Source organism: Siminovitchia sediminis (assembly GCF_042680885.1).
Lineage (GTDB): Bacteria > Bacillota > Bacilli > Bacillales > Bacillaceae_C > Siminovitchia > Siminovitchia sediminis.
Genome location: NZ_JBHUEO010000003.1, coordinates 42,208 through 63,183, shown reverse-complemented (window position 1 = coordinate 63,183; position 20,976 = coordinate 42,208). Strand labels below are relative to the sequence as shown.

19 protein-coding genes and 1 pseudogene are annotated in these 20,976 nt (G+C 44.8%); 1 reads left to right on the top strand and 19 read right to left on the bottom strand.

Features of this window, described 5'->3' with window-relative positions:
• The 11 genes and pseudogenes from ACFSCZ_RS01300 to pdhA form a co-directional block, all read right to left on the bottom strand.
• A pseudogene (locus tag ACFSCZ_RS01300) lies at positions 1-189 on the bottom strand (ectoine/hydroxyectoine ABC transporter permease subunit EhuD); the annotation flags it as partial.
• Positions 186-830: an ectoine/hydroxyectoine ABC transporter permease subunit EhuC gene (gene ehuC / locus ACFSCZ_RS01295; protein ID WP_380771760.1), complete on the bottom strand. Its 645-nt coding sequence runs from the start codon at positions 828-830 to the stop codon at positions 186-188. The pseudogene ACFSCZ_RS01300 and the gene ehuC, both read right to left, overlap by 4 nt.
• Before the next feature lie 78 nt (positions 831-908).
• Entirely contained in the window at positions 909-1,805 is an 897-nt protein-coding gene (gene ehuB, locus ACFSCZ_RS01290) for an ectoine/hydroxyectoine ABC transporter substrate-binding protein EhuB (protein WP_380771756.1), read from the bottom strand.
• A 285-nt stretch (positions 1,806-2,090) separates the two neighbouring features.
• Positions 2,091-3,791 (bottom strand): PucR family transcriptional regulator, encoded by a 1,701-nt coding sequence (locus tag ACFSCZ_RS01285; RefSeq protein WP_380771754.1) that lies wholly within the window; start codon positions 3,789-3,791, stop codon positions 2,091-2,093.
• 19 nt (positions 3,792-3,810) lie between these two features.
• Positions 3,811-4,827, bottom strand: coding sequence for a hydroxyectoine utilization dehydratase EutB (gene eutB / locus ACFSCZ_RS01280; protein ID WP_380771752.1), 1,017 nt, complete (start codon positions 4,825-4,827; stop codon positions 3,811-3,813).
• A gap of 436 nt (positions 4,828-5,263) precedes the next feature.
• A complete protein-coding gene (gene nhaC / locus ACFSCZ_RS01275; protein ID WP_380771751.1) occupies positions 5,264-6,658 on the bottom strand; it encodes a Na+/H+ antiporter NhaC in 1,395 nt (464 codons plus the stop codon).
• Positions 6,659-6,749: 91 nt separating this feature from the next.
• Positions 6,750-7,172 (bottom strand): PaaI family thioesterase, encoded by a 423-nt coding sequence (locus ACFSCZ_RS01270; RefSeq protein ID WP_380771749.1) that lies wholly within the window; start codon positions 7,170-7,172, stop codon positions 6,750-6,752.
• Between the two features lie 10 nt (positions 7,173-7,182).
• Positions 7,183-8,325, bottom strand: a complete 1,143-nt coding sequence (locus ACFSCZ_RS01265) for a Leu/Phe/Val dehydrogenase (RefSeq protein ID WP_380771747.1) — start codon at positions 8,323-8,325, stop codon at positions 7,183-7,185.
• A 23-nt stretch (positions 8,326-8,348) separates the two neighbouring features.
• Entirely contained in the window at positions 8,349-9,599 is a 1,251-nt protein-coding gene (locus ACFSCZ_RS01260) for a dihydrolipoamide acetyltransferase family protein (protein ID WP_380771745.1), read from the bottom strand.
• 13 nt (positions 9,600-9,612) lie between these two features.
• The gene (locus tag ACFSCZ_RS01255; RefSeq protein WP_380771743.1) at positions 9,613-10,605 is read right to left on the bottom strand and encodes an alpha-ketoacid dehydrogenase subunit beta; all 993 of its coding nucleotides are present in this window, start codon (positions 10,603-10,605) and stop codon (positions 9,613-9,615) included.
• A 1-nt stretch (position 10,606) separates the two neighbouring features.
• Complete coding sequence (pdhA, locus tag ACFSCZ_RS01250; protein ID WP_380771741.1) at positions 10,607-11,698, bottom strand: pyruvate dehydrogenase (acetyl-transferring) E1 component subunit alpha; 1,092 nt, start codon at positions 11,696-11,698, stop codon at positions 10,607-10,609.
• A 253-nt stretch (positions 11,699-11,951) separates the two neighbouring features.
• Here pdhA and ACFSCZ_RS01245 point away from each other — a divergent pair, with 253 nt between their 5' ends.
• Positions 11,952-12,335, top strand: a complete 384-nt coding sequence (locus ACFSCZ_RS01245) for a VOC family protein (protein ID WP_380771740.1) — start codon at positions 11,952-11,954, stop codon at positions 12,333-12,335.
• A gap of 81 nt (positions 12,336-12,416) precedes the next feature.
• Here the strand turns inward: ACFSCZ_RS01245 and solA (ACFSCZ_RS01240) are convergent, their stop codons facing one another.
• The 8 genes from solA (ACFSCZ_RS01240) to ACFSCZ_RS01205 all read right to left on the bottom strand — a co-directional run bounded on the left by solA (ACFSCZ_RS01240) (position 12,417) and on the right by ACFSCZ_RS01205 (position 20,809).
• On the bottom strand, positions 12,417-13,547 hold the full coding sequence (gene solA / locus ACFSCZ_RS01240; protein WP_380771738.1) for an N-methyl-L-tryptophan oxidase: 1,131 nt from the start codon (positions 13,545-13,547) through the stop codon (positions 12,417-12,419).
• 118 nt (positions 13,548-13,665) lie between these two features.
• On the bottom strand, positions 13,666-14,943 hold the full coding sequence (locus ACFSCZ_RS01235) for an NAD(P)/FAD-dependent oxidoreductase (protein ID WP_380771737.1): 1,278 nt from the start codon (positions 14,941-14,943) through the stop codon (positions 13,666-13,668).
• A gap of 50 nt (positions 14,944-14,993) precedes the next feature.
• Positions 14,994-15,638: a GNAT family N-acetyltransferase gene (locus ACFSCZ_RS01230; protein WP_380771735.1), complete on the bottom strand. Its 645-nt coding sequence runs from the start codon at positions 15,636-15,638 to the stop codon at positions 14,994-14,996.
• The gene (solA, locus tag ACFSCZ_RS01225; RefSeq protein WP_380771733.1) at positions 15,635-16,780 is read right to left on the bottom strand and encodes an N-methyl-L-tryptophan oxidase; all 1,146 of its coding nucleotides are present in this window, start codon (positions 16,778-16,780) and stop codon (positions 15,635-15,637) included. Before solA (ACFSCZ_RS01225) ends, ACFSCZ_RS01230 begins: the two co-directional genes overlap by 4 nt.
• Before the next feature lie 94 nt (positions 16,781-16,874).
• Positions 16,875-17,945, bottom strand: a complete 1,071-nt coding sequence (locus ACFSCZ_RS01220) for an ABC transporter substrate-binding protein (protein ID WP_380771731.1) — start codon at positions 17,943-17,945, stop codon at positions 16,875-16,877.
• 26 nt (positions 17,946-17,971) lie between these two features.
• Entirely contained in the window at positions 17,972-18,751 is a 780-nt protein-coding gene (locus ACFSCZ_RS01215; RefSeq protein ID WP_380771729.1) for an ABC transporter permease, read from the bottom strand.
• A 2-nt stretch (positions 18,752-18,753) separates the two neighbouring features.
• Positions 18,754-19,659 (bottom strand): ABC transporter permease, encoded by a 906-nt coding sequence (locus ACFSCZ_RS01210; protein WP_380771727.1) that lies wholly within the window; start codon positions 19,657-19,659, stop codon positions 18,754-18,756.
• 34 nt (positions 19,660-19,693) lie between these two features.
• On the bottom strand, positions 19,694-20,809 hold the full coding sequence (locus ACFSCZ_RS01205; RefSeq protein ID WP_380771725.1) for an ABC transporter ATP-binding protein: 1,116 nt from the start codon (positions 20,807-20,809) through the stop codon (positions 19,694-19,696).
• Positions 20,810-20,976: the final 167 nt, after the last annotated feature.

Sequence of the window (20,976 nt, the reverse complement as noted above, 5' to 3'; positions counted from 1 at the left end):
TCGTACAAACTCGATAAAGCCGACTGTCAGCCACTTAAGCGGCTTCAAGCGGGTCCGGCGAAGAAGCGTCAGCACCAGCCCAAAGATCAGAGCAATCACATAGGCTGCCACTGTGGCGCCCAGCGTGATCCACATCGCATCAAAAATTCGCGGGAAAATTTCAATGGCAAAATTCCAATCCCAGGTCATCTGGCCGCCACCCCCCTGGACGCGCGTTTTTCCAGCCACCGCGCACCGAAGATGAGCGGAAGGGCCAGAACGAAATAGAGCAGCAGCAGAAGGGTGAAAATCTCCACCTGGTCTCCTGTGTAGTTATCCTTTAAAGTCCGCGCCTGGAACGTCATATCGGCGAGTGTCACCAGGGAGACAAGAGAAGTACCTTTCAGCAGCTCGATCGCGTTGTTTCCAAACCCGGGCAGCATCAGGCGGAACGCCTGCGGCAGAATAACAAGCCTCATCCGCTGCCAGCGGCTCATATTCAAGGCAATGCCTGCTTCCGTCTGACCGGAAGGCACCGACAAAATCGCTCCCCGGACAACCTCGGAAGCATAAGCCCCGTAATTCAGGCTCAAAGCCAGGACCCCTGCGGCAAACGGCGACAGTTCCACCCCGAAAGCGGGCAGGGCAAAAAAGAAAAAGAACATTTGCACGAGCAGAGACGTTCCCCTGAACAGCTCGACGAGAGCTCCCATAAGAAAGCGGACGATCCAAAACCGGGACACGCGTCCCAAACCGGCAATAAAAGCAAATATAAAGGCAAAAACGGCGGACAGCAGGAGAACTTGAACCGTGATTCCCGCCCCACGCAATAATTCCGGCAAATACATCATGTAAGTATCAATCGTACACAACCCCCTTATCTTCAGGTGTAAGGGGACAAGTGACTTGAGCCCATGCCCCCCGCTTTTTTATCCGGCACAACGATCTTCTGTTGTTACGTCGTCCGGAAGGTTATCTTCTCCAAATCCAAATTCTTCATAGATTTCAAGAATCTTTCCTGACTCTATCAATTTTTTCAATTCAGCGTTATAGGCTTCACGCAGGTCATTGTCTTCTTTTCTAAAGACGGCAGCCCCGTAGCTCATAACGCTCTCCCCATTAATTTCCGGCTGTGTAAACGGCTTGGCTTCCTCTACCTTATCCTGATCGGCAGACGCAACAGCTTCACGCAGTGTCGCTTCGGTCATTACCGTTGCATCCACGCGTCCCGAGCTGACAGCTGCAATGTTGGAAGAAATACTGTCGGCTGTTTCAATCTGATTGTCTTGAACGCCCAGCTCCTTCAGAAACTCATGCTGGTTCGCACCTGCCATAATGGAAACTTTTACATCAGGGTTTGCGGCGATGTCTTCATAACTGTGCAGATTTTTGGGGTTTCCCTTTTGAACGGCCATACCTTCCCCATAGCGAATTTCCACATCTCCAAACGCCGCTTCTGCACACCGCTCAGGGCGAATATCCATACCGGCGGTAACGACATCAAAGCGCCCAGCCTGCAAAGCCGGGATCAAGGAACCGAACTCCGTTACTTCCCCTTCCACTGTATCAATGCCCATCTCTTTAAAAACAGCTTTTGTAATTTCCGGAGCTACTCCTGTTACTTCGCCGTCCGACGTAATAAAGCCATAGGGCTTTTCATTGGCCACCCCAAGCTTGACGACCCCTTCTTCCTTCAGGCGATCCAGCGTGGACATCTCTTCTTTCGAATCCTCTCCTCCGTTTCCTCCGGTCGTTTCGCTGCTGCTCCCGCAAGCGCTCAATAGTAGTGCCAAACCTGCCACCAAAAGTACATACCACTTTTTCAAATAAAAACCCCCCTATAAGAAAATAGTTTTAATAACTGAATATCTTGGTGTCTGTTATGTAAGTGCTTACATCCGAATTAATTATAATGAATAGATCGACAAAAAAGCATTATAGAAATTGTATGAATTTCACGCCCACAATTTTATACAAATTGTAGACCATTTTATAAAAAACAGATAAAGCGGGGATTTCTATGCTTTTTTTTCAAGGTTGGCTGATGCCATCTGCCCCCTTTTACCTTATTTCAAAAAAAAATCAGTACCTCGCTGGTACTGATTTTACTCTTATCGGGCTGACTGCGAACCGGCTGCAAGCTGATTTCCGCTGCTCATCCAAATTTTTATACTGAAATCCAATAAAAATACATCATCCGGATTCGTCAATGAAAGATTGGTCAAGGATTCTATTTTTCTCAGCCGATACAAAAGAGATTGCCTGTGCAGGTTTAAGACTCTTGCCGACTGGCTTACATTTCCGGAATTCTCATTATATACAATAAATGTATGAATTAAATCCATTTCTCTTTTCCTGTCATACTCAATTAAGGGAGAAATCGTGGACATAGTAATTTCCTGTACTTCTTCATTTTTTGACAAAGTTAAAATAAGCCTGCTGATCTTTGTGTTGTCAAAGTGATAACGCTTTCCAATGCCTTTTTGTTTTCTTCCCACCTCCAAGGCAGAAGCGGCTTTCTGATAACTCTTGTAAAAGGCCATGACGCCGTCCTCGTATTTTCCTATGCCCCACGAAACTACCACTCCGGGCAGCAGTTTGTTCAGTCTTCGGTCGACCAGATCGAGAAATTGGTTGATCGTTCCGCTTGAAGCCGATTGGGAAGCTTTTTCACTCGTTTGCAGGAAGATGACCATTTTGTCATCCTTTTGAACATACATAATCTGGCGCTGAATGGATTGTGCGGCATCTGCCAGCTCCGTTTCAATATAGGACATCATGTTTTCGAGCCAAGATTTTTTTGTCTGGTGGTTGTTGTTCGGATCTTGATAGAAGAGGGTTTCCAAATTTTCAGGATATCCAATCAGGCATTCATAGGAAAGGTCTGCATCATAGCCCAGGCTTTTGCCTTCTTTTCTGATTGTTTTTTCAGGTATACCCTCCTCTTCTATTAAGCTCAGAACAAATTCTTTTTGGAGCATATTTTTATTTTCCACAATGGCATTTTCACTGGTCAGCCAAAGAGCGCAAACCATGACCGCCTGCTCAATAATATTCGCATCACGCAGAGTCATCTTGTAGGAAGGAGGGGTGACAATAAAAAAATCTCCTTCCGTTTGCTCGCTGGATTGTACTTTCATATGAAACAGCTGGGCATCCCTTGATTCAGCCCGCTTCATTTTGGAAAAAATCGGATGATGAGAATCTTCCTCTTCCTGGCTCTGTTTCATATCATTCCACATTTTCCAAACGTCCCGGATACGGGCCGATCCGCCTGCGACATTCCCCTTGTTATTCATGACCAGGATGGATTGACCCAATTCTTTTTCAATTACAGCCACCATCGTAGAAAATGGTTGTTTAGTTAAATACATTTCAAGTAATTCCTGCTGCAGCTCTTTTAATCTGAGAAGCTCATCTTTTTGGAGATTATTAATGGCATTAGTCAATTCATGGATAATATCAGCAAAACGGATTTCCCACGGAAGATCGATAATAACAAATTGATTCTGTTCGGCAAAATCGACAATTTCTTCTGGTATCCGGTATATATAATGTCCGGTGGCAATAGCCAGGGCACATGCTCCCGATTCATAGACATCTTTGACAAAATCAAAGAACAAATGCGGATCTGTGTAACAGCCAATACCCGTACTCAAAACGAGTTCATTTTCCCTTACAAAGTTTTCCACTGGACTTTCGATAACCGATACCCATTCTACCGTTTTTTTGCTGAGTTCTTTTTCTCCAGTAATAATTTTAGCTGTTTCAAAGATTGGAAATGCCAGTACATCCTCCAATGACAAGTTCACTCCAATCCCTCCTTATATGCTATTTCTGACGCTGTAACTCGTAATCTCGTATAACTTTTGAAATAACAGAGAGATCGACATTATTTCCTGTAATGATCGTCCCTACTTCAGAAAATTGGGATGTTAGTTTTTTGTTTAATAAAGCCGCAACGCCTGTAGCTGCTGCACCTTCTACAATCATTCGGTGCTCATCGGCCATGAACCCCATTGCTTCGGCAATTTCCTCTTCTGAAACAAGAATGAGATCATCTGCGTATTGTTTTACGCATTCAAAAGTGTAATCATTTTTTAATCCGATTCCACCGAGCAAGCTGTCAGCGAGTGTTTCCTGTTCCTCCAATACAACCGGCTTTCCGGCTTTAATGCTTTCATACATGACAGGAGAACGCTCCATGGATACTCCAATCACTTGAATAGAGGGATTGTAGGATTTCAACGCCAATGCCACTCCTGCAAACAATCCTCCACCTGACAGGGGAATGACCACCGCTTCCAGATCCGGTTTTTCCTCGGCCATTTCCAGCCCAATCGTTCCCTGGCCCGAGATGACCTCTGCATCATCAAACGGTTTGATTACCGTAAGTCCACGCTTTTCTTCTAATTCATAACAATGTTTTTCAGCGTCATCTTGGCTGTTCCCGACGATTTCAATATGGGCTCCCGCACGGCGGATGGCATCCACCTTGGCTTTTGGTACCCTTGGTGAAATACAAACGGTCGCTTGAATACCCATTTTTTTTGCTACATAGGCAACGGCCAGCCCGTGGTTGCCGGTGGAAAACGTTGCAACCCCTCTTTCTCTTTTCTCTTTGGGCAGGCTTAAAATTTTATTGGTTGCTCCTCTAACTTTAAAAGCCCCAATTTCATGGTAATTTTCCAGCTTTAAGTAAGCCGAAGATGACAAACATTCCGACAACGGAATGGAGTGTAATAGAGGTGTTGGCTTAACAATTTGGTAAACTCTCTTTCTAGCTTCATAAACTTTCTGAAGTGATAAGCCTTCTGCTTTTGGAATTGAACGCACTGCCTTATTCATGGCAATCCCCCCTTATGAAAGCGCTATTTTAATCATACCATATTTTTCTTTATTATTATTCTGAAAGATGTAAAAGAAGCGGGATGGCATGCTGCCTGAACAACCATGTTTTTCTTCCGGGCTTCTCCCGCCGTTCAATGTTTGCTTATTTAATACATTTCCATTGCTTTTGTATTTCTATTCCCCTCCCCCTGTCACTTTTACTCTTTTAACTTTGTCATAGGATGAATGTTAACCATCATTCATTATATTTTCAGAAAAAAATTCACACAATTATCACAGTGTATGAACTTAAACGAAATCATATATACAAGTTGTATGAGGATTACATGCAGACCTGGCTCAATGAAAGGGTCAAGCAGTTAAGATCTTTAATAGAAAAAGCCACTCTCCTGCATGTAGGAGAGCAGCTTTTTTGATCCGTCAATCCATGGGTTCAAAGAGTTTTGGGAAAACCTTCATGAGAATAATCTTTTTTGGCAATGGAGATATTCAAATAGCCGTAAATGACATTAATAGCAGGAACAAGAAAAGCAAAGAAGATAAATGGGATGAAAGCCATTGGACTGACACCCAAAACCTGAGAGGCAAACAGCGATGTGACACTCCAAGGGATAAGGTTAATGCCGACTGTGCCTGCTGCTTCCACACATCTGGACAGGTTCTTTGTGTCCAGTTCTCTTTCTTTATACTTGTCCCGAAACGTTCTGGCAGGCAGGATGATGGACAAATATTGTTCCCCGCTTGCCAAACCTACCAAAAATGTGGATAAGATGGTTGTCAAGATTAAAGATCCTGTACTTTTGATTTTAGCTGCCACCGTCTCAATGATCGTCCTGAACGCGCCGGTTCCATCCAGGATGCCTCCCAGGCCTGTCGCCAAAACGACGAGACCGATGGAGATAATGCCGCCCCGGCTCAGCAAGGAATCTATCGTATCAAGTCCGGAATCAGCTTTATAGCCGTCTGTCATCACGTTCACGATTTGAGTCATATTGCTTCCTTGAACAAATAAAGAGGCCAATGCCCCCAAAGCAATGATGAAAACAAGTGAAGGCACAGCGGGGAGCCGCTTATAAACCACATACAATGTAAACAATGGCAGAATCAACAGCAGCGGGTTGATGAGGAATTGCTCTTCAAGTCCTTGCATGATTTCCTCAATGTCCCGGCCTGTTGCCCCTCCACTGGTATAATTTAGACCGATCAGCCAATACAGTACAAGAGAAATGGCAAATGCAGGAACCGTATCCCATAACATATGGCGAATATGACTGAACAAATCCGTATCAGCCATCACCGGTGCAATATTGGTTGTATCTGATAACGGGGAAAGCTTATCCCCTAAAAATGCACCCGAAATCACCGCTCCCGCAACAATGGGGGCTGGAAATCCCAAGCCTGCTCCTATAGCCATCAAAGCCAGTCCGACTGTTGCTATGGAGGTGAACGAGCTTCCAAGCGTCAGGGAAACAATTCCGGTAATGACGGCAACAGCCGGTATAAAAATATCCGGGCTCAAAATAGCAAGTCCATAATAAATAATGGTCGGAATGACACCGCTTAAAATCCAGGTGCCGATAATCATTCCGATCAGAAAAAGAATAAATATGGCAGGTAATGCCCGGGCTATCCCATTGGCAATAAATTTTTCAAGCTCTGCCCACTTGTATCCGAACATCATTCCGGCAATGGCTGCTGCTATGATTCCCCCTAATAAGGGAATGAACATCCCTGAATCCCATTTAAAAATGGAGAGAGCTGCCAAAACGGTAAGGATAACAATTGGAGCCAAGGCAAAGTATAGATTTAACTGCTTTTCAGAATTCATGGGGACCTCCGTCATTCATCAAAAATTACAATGAGTCTATTATATCCTTTTTTGATCTTTTCTGTTTGAATGGCAGTCTCCATATTCTGTATTATGACTTCTCAATAATCATGACGGAAGAAACAGCATTTCCCACTTTTTTATCCTTTTGTATTAACTCCGCTGTCAGATAGGCAATTTGCCGGCCCATCCTTTCTACAGTTGCAGCCACTTCCACCGTTCCGGGGAAAACAGGTCTGTGAAACGTTGTATGCAAATCTATGGAGGCAAAGGTCTGGTTGTCCTGCAGTTTTGATGAAATAGCGTAAGCCATTATAATATCAGCGGCCGAAGCAAGGTAACCGCCCATGGTCACACCATTTCCATTCAGAAATTTTTCATCCACTTCCCAGACCCCTCTGGCCCTTCCGTCTCTTGCAAAGACAGGTCTGACTTGTAAAGTCAGATCACAATTAGGTGGAGTGGCGTTATGATTCGCCACCTCCATTAAATCTGTTGTTCTGTATGGATTCATGTGAAACCTCCTATTCCTTAATCATCCATTTTGGTCTGCGCCCCCTAGTGAAAAAACCGTTGCGGTTTCGCTGCTCTTCTATTCTCTGTTGGCATTTTCTGTTTGCAGCCTCAACAGTTGTCATGCAATCCAGTTCCGCCTGTTTAAAAATCTCCAGGAGCGACCGGTAAATTCCTTTTGTCTTCAGTAACACCCTGTCTTTATTGGGACCGTACAATTCATCTGCCACCTGTATCAAACCGCCTGCATTAACAATGTAATCAGGCGCATAAAGGATCCCTTTCTCACTCAATGCACGGGCGTGGTGAAGTTCTTTCAGCTGATTATTTGCTGAACCGGCAATAGCCTTCACCTTTAATTGCGGGATCGTTTCGTCGTTGATCACACCGCCCATCGCACATGGAACGAAAACATCGGCTTCCACCTGATAAATATCATCGCTTTTTACAATGGTCAGTGAGCCGCCCTGCTGAGCTGATTTATCCTTCATGGAATCCAGGATATCTTCATGAATGTCTGTCGCATATACCTCGGCTCCGGCTGCCAGAAGCTGTTCCGCAACTTTATAACCTACTTTACCCAGCCCTTGAATGGCATATGTTCTTCCCGAAATGGAGTCACTGCCGAACAAGTATTGATTGGTGGCCTGCAATGCATAAATTACTCCCTGGGCTGTAGGAATGGACGAGTCGCCGCTGCCTCCGTACTGCTCGGGAACGCCGTTGATAAAATGAGTCTCTTTAAGAGCGTGGACAAAGTCATCCATTGTAGTTCCCATATCGGTTCCGGTGTAAAACCGGCCGTTGAGCGACTGGACGTACTGGCCAAACGCCCGGAACAAGGCGGGAGACTTATCTTTCTTCGGATCCCCGATGATCACCGCCTTTCCGCCGCCAAAATCGATATCGGCAGCAGCACACTTATACGTCATGCCTTCAGAAAGACGAAGAACATCTTCCAATGCTTCATCCAGACTTTCATACGGGTACATGCGCGTCCCTCCCAATGCCGGACCCAGGGTTGTATCGTGAATTGCGATAATTGCCTTCAGTCCTGAAGCGGGATCGTTGCAGAAAATAACCTGTTCATGATGTGCTATTTTTTGAAAAAGATCATCGCTGCCAACGGATGATTTTTCAAGCTGTTTTGCCATTTTGCATCTCCTCCCATTCATTGCTATGCAAGCTCTAGAATCAGCCTTTTTGGATTTTCTATGAGTGATTTGAACCGGTTGGTAAAACGGATCGCTTCTCCCCCGTCAGCCACACGATGGTCGAACGTCATGGTTACATTCATGATCGAACGGATGACAATTTCATCATGCTCATTCACGACAGGCATCTTTTTTGTTTTATGGAATGCCATGAGACCGGTTTCAGGATAATTGATGATGGGGGTGGCCCCAATACTTCCCATCGGGCCTACATTGCTGATCGTAAACGTACTGCCTGTGATTTCGCGAATCGTCAGCTTATTCTCTTTGGCTTTTTGGGTCAACTCTTTCATTTCTTGGTGAATGGCACGCAGAGACTTTTTATCCACATCACGTACGACTGGGACAATCAGCCCTTCTTCTGTATCGGCAGCAATCCCCATATGCACCGCCTTTTCCAAACGGATGACTTCATTCTCCTCATCCAATTCGGCATTAAAAACCGGATACTCTTTCAGTGCAATGGCCAGTGCTTTCACAAAGAAAGCAGCGACTGATATATGTTCATCCATTTCATGCAGCTCTTTGCGGAATTGGATGAGGTCGGTCATATCAATTTCTTCATAGTGGCACACATGCGGGATGGTAAAGAATGACTGAGTCATTTTCTTGGAGATTTGCTTCCTGCGGCCTTTGAATGGAATGACATCCAATGGTTCCTGAGACTCCTGTACAGGGTTTGGTTCCAAAACAGCTATTTCCGCAGATTCTGTTTTTACCCGGCCTCGATCCCTTTCTTCAACATGCCTGAGAACATCTTCAACCGTTATCCGGCCGGCGCGGCCTGTTCCCTCCACAAGCGTAATATCCACATTGTGTTCCCTTGCCACTTTTCTCGTATACGGGGCCGCTTTCACCCTCTTGGAGAGCGGGCCGGTCTTCGGCCTTTCCATGTTCATCGGCTTTTGGGCCTGCGGTGCTTCTACAGTCGTGGCAACTTCTTCTTTTGTTTGTGAAGAGGAAACTCCTCCTTTGCTTTGCTCGGATGCAATGGTTAAGATGGTGGTGCCGACAGTAATGGTCCGGCCGGTATCAATCAGGATTTCTTTAATTGTTCCATTAGCAGGCGAAGTGAGTTCCGCAACCATTTTTTCAGTCTGTACTTCAACAAGCGGCTGGTCGACGGTGACTGGATCGCCTTCTTTTACCAAATAGGAAATGATTTCCCCTTCCGTCATTCCTTCGCCAATATCATGCAATCTCACTTCGATCATTCAATTTCCCTCCTTAAAAATGGATGGCTTTGTCAATTGCTTCCCTAATGCGTGCAGGAGTCGGCAAATAGTGTTCTTCCAACGCCCAAAATGGAACGTGGACATCTGCTCCGGTGACTCTTTCAATTGGAGCTTTCATGTATAAAAATGATGTATCATTGATGATCGAAACAATGTCGTTGCCCAGGCCTCCGGTGCCGTGAGCTTCATGAACAATGACACACCGCCCTGTTTTTTGGACCGATTCTGCGATGAGCTCTTTATCCAACGGATATAACGTCCTCAAATCAATCACGTCGCATGCCACTCCCGCTTCTTCCGCCTGTTCAGCGGCTTTCATCACTACAGGCATCATCGCCCCCCAAGCAATGACGGTCACATCCTCCCCTTCCTTTACCCGGGTTCCCTTCCCGATTTCCACGGTATACTTTCCTTCGGGAACCTCACCTCTTACGGAACGGTACAATCGAAGAGATTCCAGAAAAAGGACAGGGTCCGGATCTTCAATGGCTGATATGAGCAGTCCCTTGGCATCATACGGTGTCGACGGACAGACGACCTTGATTCCGGGCATATGGGTAAACAGCGACTCCGCACTGTCCGAATGAATTTCCGGAGCGCGGACTCCCGCACCATAAGGAGCGCGAATCACCATCGGTACTGTATACCTCCCCATTGACCGATAGCGCATCCGTGTCGCTTGGGACATGATCTGGTCATAGGCCGGATAAATAAAACCAAAAAATTGTATTTCGGCTACAGGTTTCATCCCGTACAGCGCCATTCCGACAGACGTGCCGATAATTCCTGATTCACTCAGCGGCGTATCCATCACCCGGTCTTCACCGAATTCCTCCTGAAGCCCCTCCGTGGCCCTGAACACGCCGCCGTTTTTTCCGACGTCTTCCCCCAGGACTACCATTTCATCGTATTCCCTCAGCATGGTCCGCAATCCATCTGTTACTGCCTGGATCAGCGTCATCTGTTTTGTATTAACAGCAACCATCTTATTGACCACCCCTCAAGTACTGCAAATATTGTTGTTTATGTTCCGCAATAGGCCAAGGCATTTCTTCAAACATATGGTCATAGAGGTCATTTACATCTGGTGGAGGCTTGCTTTCAAACTTTTGAACAGCTTCCTCAATTTCCTGGACCGCCTCTTCATCCAACCTTAGTGCCCAATCATCGTCCCAATAGCCGCTTTTCTTCATGAACAGCTCAAGGCGGATGAGCGGATCAAACTTTCTCCGTTCTTCGCTTTCATCCGGATTGCGGTATTTTTTTGGATCGTCTGCAGTTGAATGGGCTCCGTACCTCCATGTCACCGCTTCAATCAAGGTCGGACCTTTTCCAAGCCTCGCCCGTTCAAGTGCCTTTTTCGTTTCAAAGTAAACAATGAAAATATCATTACCGTCAATGCGGATTCCCGGAATATCATAAGCAACTGATTTTTGGGCAATGGTTTTGGAATTCATCTGCTTTTCGATGGGAACCGAGATGGCATATCCGTTATTTTGGTTAAAAAAGACTACAGGCGCTTTGAAGACGCTCGCAAAGTTCAGCCCTTCATGAAAGTCTCCTTCCGATGTGGCGCCATCGCCAAAATATACTAGAGAAGCTGTCGGGTCTCCCTTAAACTTTGATGCCATGGCAGCGCCTGCAGCTATCGGAAGCTGAGTGGCAATCGGGACGGAAGGCGGCAGGATATTTTTCCCGTGGGGCGGTACATTCCCTTCGATTCTTCCTTTCCAGTTTGCCAAAATATAATAAGACTGGGCGAAGGTAATAATCGCCGCATGGTCACGGTATGTCGGGAACATCCAGTCTCCCTCGTTTAACGCGAAAGCGCTTCCAACCTGTGCAGCCTCCTGCCCTTCAAAAGGCGGGTATGTGCCAATCCGTCCCTGCCGTTGAAGATTAATGGCTTTCCGGTCAAATAAACGCATCTTTTTCAACTGGCTATAGAACAATTGAGCGATTTCTTTCGTAATTTCACCCCTATGCGTGTCATCCGTTAGATTACCTTCCTGATCAATAATTTGCATCATGGGAAATTCTCGTTCTTGACCGAATGTTTCAGCCTCTATCATTCTCATTTTATTTCGCTCCTTTGCTTTTTTTAGAGCCTATAGGAAACATCAGATGGTGTTAATGTCAGATTAATATATATAAAAAACCCTTGCAAACACATGCTTCAACGCGTTTTGCCTTTAGAACACCAATCATTTAATACGTTAAAGCGGAATTTTCTAAATGTATCTTTTTTACTTAATATTTTTAAAAAAAGCGAAAGGTTTCTTCCTCCATTTATAGAATACTCATTTTTAGACTATGGAAGGGGTGGAAGCGATGTTGAGTAAAGTCGGACAAATTATGCTGTATGTTCATCATCAGAAGGAGGCAGTGGACTTTTGGACACAAAAAGTAGGCTTTTCCATTATTTCTGAAGAAAGTGATGGCCAAGGAATGAGATGGATTGAAGTGGCTCCAAGAAAGGATGCAGAAACAAGCATTGTTCTTCACGATAAGGAATTTGTTGCGAAAATGTCTCCCGGTATAAACCTTGACACACCTTCAATAATGTTTTTTACGGAAAACCTTGAGCAATTACACAGAGAGTTTTCCAGCAAACAAATTACAGTCGGTCAAATTGTCGACACGCCGTCCGGCAAAGTGTTTAACTTTGCCGACCCGGAGGAAAATTATTTTGCTGTTATGGAAAGAAAATCCTGAAGACGGCTGGCGGAGGATCCCTATCAAAAAAGGGGAAGAGGGAACCAAATGCATTTGGTTCCCTCTTAAAGTGATTCCTAATTAAAACCTGTCAAACGCAAAACCCGAAATATCCAATTCAGTCCTTCCATCCAAAGCCAGCTGGCTTAAAATCTCTCCGACCGCGCTTGCAAATTTAAATCCATGGCCGGAAAAACCGCAGGCAAAAAGTACGTTTGGCCATTCCGGGTATTGATCAATAATAAAATCACTGTCCGGTGAATTCGTATAAACGCAAGTTTTGCCATATTTTAATGGCATTTCTTCGGACATGAAACGCTCCGCAAAATGTTTCACATCTTGTTCGTCTTCGGGAAAGGCGCCAAAATCCGCCAGCGGTTCATTCGGCTCGACCGGCTGCCCCCCGTCATGCCGTCCAATTTTGACCCCGGCACCATGGATGCTCGGAAATCCGTAGTACATTTCATCGGAGTGAGCATATTGAATGCCGAAAGCGGGAAATTCACCTTCTCGATAGATTTCTTCATTGGAATCAAACCAGGAAAATGTTTTTCGGACAGGCTGAATGGGAACTTGCAGTCCCAGTTTGGAAAGCAGTGGGCCTGTCCCTCTGCCCGCAGTCACAATCAGTGTATTACCAGTAAATTCTCCATGGTTCGTTTGAACGGACACCTGGCCATGGTTTGCATTCATGCCGGTTACAGTTGTATGCGTTTTGACGACTGCCCCTATTTTCTCCGCCAGTTCGCGATATGCACGAACACACTCTTCCACCATCAGGACGCCGGAATTTTTTTCAAAGCAGCCCATATATTCGTTGGAAAAATGAAACCCTGGCCATTTCGCGTTCATTTGTTCTGCTGTCAGTACCTCAACCGGTAATGAATACATTTCTGAACTTTTCATCACATTTTTAATAAAAGGCGAGTCAGGCGTTCCCGCATTGACGACTCCTGTCTGCAAAAACAACTTCTTTCCTGACACTTTTTCCAGTTCCAGCCACAGTTCTTGTGCACGGAGTGCCATGGGGACATAGTTTTCCCCTTCTCCATAGGCATGGCGGATAATTCTAGTTTCTCCATGATGGGAACCTTCCGTATGCGGCGGATCATGCGCGTCAATGAGAAGTACCTTGTTCCCGCGCTTGGCTGCATAATACCCTGCAGCCATTCCCATGGATCCTGCACCAATGATGATGGTTTCAAATCTCATGTACCTTACAGCTCCTCTCCTCTATTATTATAGAGGATATCCCCCCTCTTTTATTTATAATAATAAGGCTATATTGAAAAAAGAGCCTGCAGAAAGGTTCTGCAAGCTCCAGTGATAGCTACCCGATAAAACGGTCTTGGAAGGCTTTATAAAATTTCATAATCCCTACAGCTTTTGCATGCTGACTGTGAAAAGGAATCGGCCTTAAATTTTCTTTTTTCAACGGATTGACGACATCTTCCGGGCGGGTGATGGTCTCTGCCAGTATTTTCCCTGCCATCACAGCCATGGATGCCCCGCGTCCGGCATAGCCAAAGGCAAAGTGAGATCCGTCCGCAAGCTGGCCGATATACGGATGCATATCTTGGGTAAACCCTACTTTTCCTCCCCAGCGGTACTCAATCTTTGCATCTTTCAACTGAGGAAAGACGTCTACCATTCCGTCTCGCAATGTATCAAACAAGCGAAGCGCATCCCGCTTGCTGAAAGAGCGGCCTGATCCCCCGAAAGCCATCCGATGATCGGCTGTTCTGCGGAAATAATATAATAGATTTTTAGAATCAGATGCCGCACGATTGGTCGGCATCAATTCTACCATCAGGTCCTCTGTCAAAGGTTCCGTCGCGATCATGATGCTCTCCACCGGAACAATCGACCCTTTGATTGTTCTGTTGAGATTTCCTGCATAAGCATTTGTTACAATAACCACTTCATCCGCAATCACTCTTCCCTGATCAGTGGTGACTGTAGCTTTGCCGCTTTTTTCAATCTTTAGTGCTTCGGAATGTTCATAGATCTCTGCGCCCATTTCTTCTACCAGGTCAGCCAAACCTCTTACGAATTTCACAGGATGAAAATGGGCGCCTCTTTCATTTGTCCGTCCTCCATGGTAAAAGTCGGTGTTCAGTTCTGACTTGATTTCATCCTTATCCAGCACATTCAGTTCATAGAATCCGAAGGTCTCAGCCATGTATTCCTGTTCCCTTTTAAAATAATCCAAATGGGAAAGTTTGTAAGCAGGGCGGATATCACCTTTTCTCACAAAATCACATGAGATGTTATGATCTTTAATCATATTTTCCACCAAATCAATGGCATCGAGTGACATCTCCCACATTTGCCTGGCTGTTTCCAACCCTTTCTTGGCAACCCAGCTCTCCATTGTTCCTTGAAAGCCCGTCAGCAATTCTCCGCCGTTTCTTCCACTAGCACCATAACCTACATGATATTTTTCAAGTACAATAGTTTTATGTCCTTTTTCCTGTAAATGATAAGCCGTAGAAAGCCCTGTATAGCCTGCCCCGATAACAACAACATCACAATATTGATCTCCTTGAAGGGCAGGGCGTTGTTTGCGTTCACCTGCTGTTGCTTCCCACATGGATAAAGAGTCCACTTTTCATTCCTCCATCCAGTACATTCTAATTTTTCCACTGTGTTCTTTTTCTAATTTGCAGGAGGTACATAGTCCGGATTTTTCCATACCATTAAAGCCGCGTATCCAAGGGATTCCTTATCCTTCGGAATGTAGTCTTTCATGACTCCCTCACATACAAAACCGTTTCTGGTCTGAAAAACGATGACAGGATCATAAATGTCCCCTTCCAAAACTTTGCTGACATATTCTTCCGCACTCATTTGATCCGCATATTTTTCATAATTAGGAATTCTTCCTCCAAAGATAATGCTTTCCAGGTTCAGGTCCTTTGCCAGTTTTCTTCGGGCTTCGTATAAACGTTTGCCGATTTGCATCCCGCGATAATCGGGATCCACTACTACATCAATCCCATACAAATTTTTTCCATTCGGATTGTGGTTTCGGATATATCCCCCTCCTGCCACCTCATCGAAAGTATGATTTTCACCATAATCTTCGATATTAATCAATACGCTGGAGCAAGACGCAATCAGTTTCCCATCATATTCGACGCAAAATTGCCCTTCCGGAAAGTGATCAATATGGCTTTCGTACTTTTCTTTTGTAGGTGCCATGTCCTCGTAGCCATATCCCTTGACCGCCATGGGGACCAGTTCGTCAATATCCTCTTTAGTTGTGTTTCTAACGATTATTTTTGATTCTGTTGCTGTCATACTGTTTCCTCCTTTACATGATGGAACCTTTGCGGAGAAAGGTGATCCAGCTCGAATACTGTTGTTCCGTCCAGAACAAGATCAGCAGCCACTTTTCCTATACCGGTTGCCATCTTAAACCCGTGGCCAGAAAACCCGCCGAGCAAAATCATCCGCTCCTGCCCATGAATCGTTCCCAGCAAAGCATGTTCATCTGGCGTAAAGCCATCCATATAAATACTTATTCTGACCGGGTCAGTATATAGATCCGGCAGATATTTCTCTACTGCTTTCCGCAAAAGCTGAAGTTCATCAGGCAACAACGTTCTCTTTAACTCATCAGGATGTTCCAAGATGCCATAATTGATATAAAAGGCGGTTTTGACCATACTTCCTTCAAAGGTCGGAGTTCCGTAAAATTTATCTTCTCCTGATTCCCTTATATACACAGGAAATCGATCTGCCTTAAATTTCTCGATGTCTTTGGCTGCAAACCATCCCATTGCCAGGCGTTTTACGGTAATATGCGGTTTGTACTCCGGCAGAAAAGTTCCGGTCCATGGTCCTGTCGCTATAACCACTTTACCGAAGTTGTATGTTCTTCCATTAGCGGTCACTTCTACTCCATTTGTGTTCGGCTCAATACTCTCCACACGGGAATGGCTATGTACTGCGGCCCCAAGCTTTTCCGCCTGCTTGACCGCAGATACAATTGCCAGTTCGGGACGCAGCCCGCCAGCTAATTTATCCAATACCATAATTTCGTTTGGAAGAAGGCGGTGCTGCGGAAATCTCTTTTCTGCTTGTTTCCGGTCTAAAATTTCGTGGTCCAGCCCAAATTTTTCAACGCTTCTCAGCACATTATTCATAAATGCCGTGCCGGTTTCCCCGATCATTAAGCCGCCAGTTAAATCAAGCAGCTGATTGCCGGATTCCCTCTCCAGTTCTCTCCACAACTTGTATGATTCCAGCATCAGCGGAACGTACTCGTATCCTTCTCCGTAGGCAGTACGAAAAATCCTGGACTCTCCTCCGGCAGCAGAATAATCATGGCCAATTCCAAATTGTTCAAACCCAACGGCTGATACGCCTCTTTTTGCAAGCTGCCACAGAGTCATGCTTCCCACCGTCCCTAAACCTATGACTCCTACATCTCCATCCATGTTAAGTCCCCCTATATGAAAAGGAGTGCCTGATCTGCCCCTTTGGTAAAGTCAGGCACATTTGCCAAAGCCACATATTATAATAGCTGCCTTTCTATTGCTTTAAATGCCATTCCTGCAATCTTTGGCTAATCTCTTCATAGTTTTCAGCCCAATACATCGGATCCATGATGACTTGAGATTCAGCCAATTCAGGAGACTGTCCAAGTCTTGCCTGTACTTCTTCCGGCAGTAATTCAATTGCTTTTTCATTTACAGGTGAATAATCAATTGTTTCAGAGAATGCTGCCTGAACTTCTGCACTTGTTGCAAAATTGATGAATTCCATCGCTAACTCTTTATTTTTGCTTCCTTTTGGAACCGCCCATGATTCACTGGATAATGTAGCTTGGTTATAATGAAGCTCAACTGGTGCACCCTCTTTCTTGGCCTCGGTAATCCTTCCATTCCAGGCAGTAGATACCGTTACAGTTCCTGAGGATAAAAGTTCAACAGGCTGCGCTCCTGCATCCCACCAGACGATTTCTGTTTTGGCTGCAAGTTTGTCAAGGCTTTCAAATGCACGGTCTACATCAAGCGGATATAACTCTTCAGGTTTTACTCCATCAGCAAGTAAAGCAATTTCCAGCGTTTCGAGCGGGTCGTTGTACAGTCCACGGGCTCCAGGGAATTTTTCGGTATCCCAAAATTCTTCCCATGTTTGCGGGTGTTCACCTTCGGCAAATTTATCTGTGTTGTATGCAATAACAGATGAATACATCTCTGCTCCCACAGAGTATTCATTTAACATCTCCGGAACAATATTTTCCTTGCTTACAATTTCATAATCAATTGGTTCCAAGAGACCCTGCTCCCCTGCCTGCTCTCCCCAAAATGTATCAATGTTCACCACATCCCAAGTGACATTTCCGCCTTCAACCATGGCTTTTAATTTTCCATAGTCTGTCGGGGATTCCACCTGAATTTTCACATCAAACTTTTCTTCAAATGGCTTAAAAATTGTATCCTGTCTCGCTTCAGTTACAGCGCCGCCCCAGTCAACGACAACGAGCGTATCACTTTTTCCTCCGCCAGAGCTCGTTTCTTCAGAGCCCCCGCCTCCACAAGCTGCGGCAAATAGTGTTGCAGCGGAGATTATCCCTGCTAAAAGTACTTTCTTAAACATAAGTTTTCCCCCTGAATATTTTAATTTTATTGACTGCCTTTGGCTTTAGCCGCCCTCTCGGACAGCCAACCCTGGAGCAGGTATACAAACACAATGCCGATAATTAAGATGGATGAAATCGACGCAATTGTCGGATCCACCTGCGTACGAAGATCTTCCCACATTTTTACAGGCAGCGTTTTTGTTGTCGGTCCTGCAAGGAAAATCGTGATAACCAATTCATCAAACGATGTCAGGAAGGCAAATAATGCCCCTGAAAAAACGGCTGGCCTGATGAATGGAAAGGTTACTTTAAAGAAAGCCTCGATTGGAGTGGAACCGAGCCCCATTGCAGCCAATTCCAGATTCCGATCCATCCCTTTAAGACTGGCCAGTACAGTAACAAACACCATCGGGATGGACAATATGGAGTGCGACAGCACCATTCCTGTCATTGTTCCGGTCAGCTGCAGCGGAGCGAAAAAGCGGTAAAGTGCAATACCCACAATAATGACCGGAATAATCATTGGTGCCACCATCAGTCCCATAAAGAGCTGCTTTCCCGGGAAATCCAAGCGTACAACTGCATTTGCTGCAATTGTACCGATTACAACCGCCAAGATCGTTGTGAAAAAGGAGATTTGGAGGCTTCTAAACAAACTTTCCATCCATGAAGCATCCTCAAGAAATGCCTGATACCATCTCGTCGAATAGCCGGGAGGCGGAAATTGAAAATAGGATACAGATGTAAATGACATGATAAAAATGATGATAATCGGTGCGGTCAAAGCTGTGAGTATAAGAGCAACCGTTCCTTTTAACCACATTTTTATGTCACATCCTTCAGTACTGCATTGTTACGCAACGCCAGGAATGCCAGGCCAAGGATCACAATCGTTACGACAAACAATACGAGAGATAAGGCCGAAGCCAAGTGCCAGTTCAGTGTCTTGTTAATATAGTTTTCTATCACCATTGAAATCATCATTTCACCGGAACCGCCCAACAGCGCGGGCGTTACAAAAAATCCTAGGCTCATAACGAAAACCAGCAGGGATCCTGCTAAAACCCCCGGAAGGGAAAGAGGAAAATTAATTTGGAAAAATGCTGCCAACGGACGTGCTCCCAATCCTTCTGCTGCCTGGTACAAGCGCTGATCGATCCCTTTCATCACCGAGTAAAGGCTGAAGAACATAAATGGATACAGCACATGCACCATCCCGATAACAACACCTGTAGTCGTATATAAGAGCTTGATCGGTTCATCAATGATACCTAATGCCATCAATAATTGATTAATGACCCCTTGATCCTGCAGCATAACAATCCATGAAAAGGTACGAACAAGCAGGCTGATCCAAAATGGGATCATGGCCATTGCCAAAATGATGTTTTTCCACGTATTAGATTCAATCCGAATGAGCAAATAAGCGATCGGATAAGAAATCAGCAGGGAAATGAATGTGACAAGGAATGAGATCTTTAAGGTAATCCAGATCACATCCAAATAAATTTTATTTGTAAAAATATGCTTGAGATGTTCAAGAGTAAAGCCGCTGTCGTCGGCAACCCCGAGTTTAAACAATTCAATCATGGGGTAAATCAGCAGCACAACGACATAAGCCAACGGTATGATGACCAGCAGCCACTTTAGCCCGGGGAGTTTTGCAAACAGACCCGGTGCCGGGACACTGTAACCGGTGACCGGCTGCCTTTCTTGTTTTGCATTGATCACTGACTATCACTTCCTTCTTCAAAAATTTCCGCGGTCAGGAAGATACCGCTTCCATCGAAGCGTTTACATGTGTATTCTCATCCTCTAAAATTGTAGCGTCTTGCGGATTCCAGCCAAACTCTATTTCCTCTCCCACGGTAATGGCGTGAGCCAATAAAGAAGGGATTTTGATCTTGAGTTCTTCTTCCTCTTTTGTCTTGACAAGAACAATCAGAGCCTCTCCCACATAAATAACAGACGTCACTCTCGCTTTCAGCCTGTTCCTTAATACCTTCCCCTCTTCTGCCAATTGGATGTTTTCCGGGCGAAGGGCAATCAGGACAGATTTTGTATTCAGCGACTGGCCTCTTGTCTTGTTTGCTACAACTTGTCCATTCGTTAATTGGATGCTGGCGGTGCCATCTTCCTTACCCAGTAATGTCCCTTTCAACAAGTTGATCTCACCTATAAACTCTGCAACAAATCTGTTTTTCGGATATTTATATAAGTTTTCCGGCGTATCAATCTGCTCAATTCCCCCGTTATTCATTACGCATATCCTGTCTGACATCGTCAGAGCTTCTTCCTGGTCATGAGTCACAGAAATGGTTGTGATGCCGAGATTTTCCTGAATGGTTTTAATTTCAATCTGCATACGCTGACGTAAGTTTTTATCCAACGCACTCAATGGCTCATCCAGCAAAAGAAGCGGCGGACTGAAAACAATTGCTCTCGCCAAGGCAACACGCTGCTGCTGTCCCCCACTCATTTGGGAAGGATAGTGGCCGGCATATTGTTCCAGATGAACAATCTTCAAGACATCCTCGACTTTTTGCTTGATTTCTTGTTTTTTCACCTTTCGCTTTTTTAGCGGATAAGCAATATTTTCAGCAACAGTCATATGAGGAAAAAGGGCATAGTTTTGAAAGACCATCCCTATATTTCGTTCGTAAGGTTTTTTTGAAGAAATATCCTCATTTCTCAGCAGAATGGAACCTGAACTGACTTCTTCAAAACCGGCAATCAGTTTAAGAAGAGTCGTCTTTCCTGAACCACTTGGACCAAGAATCGTAAAAAACTCTCCCTGCTCAACGGTTAAGTTTGCATTGTGTACTGCCCTAAACTTCTTGTAATATTTAGTGACATTTTGAACTTCTAAGTTGCTGACCATTGGGCTCCCCTCCTTTAAATGTAAAAAAACAGTTACTGTACAAGTTGATCGAATGACAGCTGTCAAAACGCTTACATTTTTTCTTTTATTCTGCAAAACCCGACAGAATTTCTAGTTCTTATTATAATATATTGAATTTATATAAATGTAAAATATATAATAAGGTT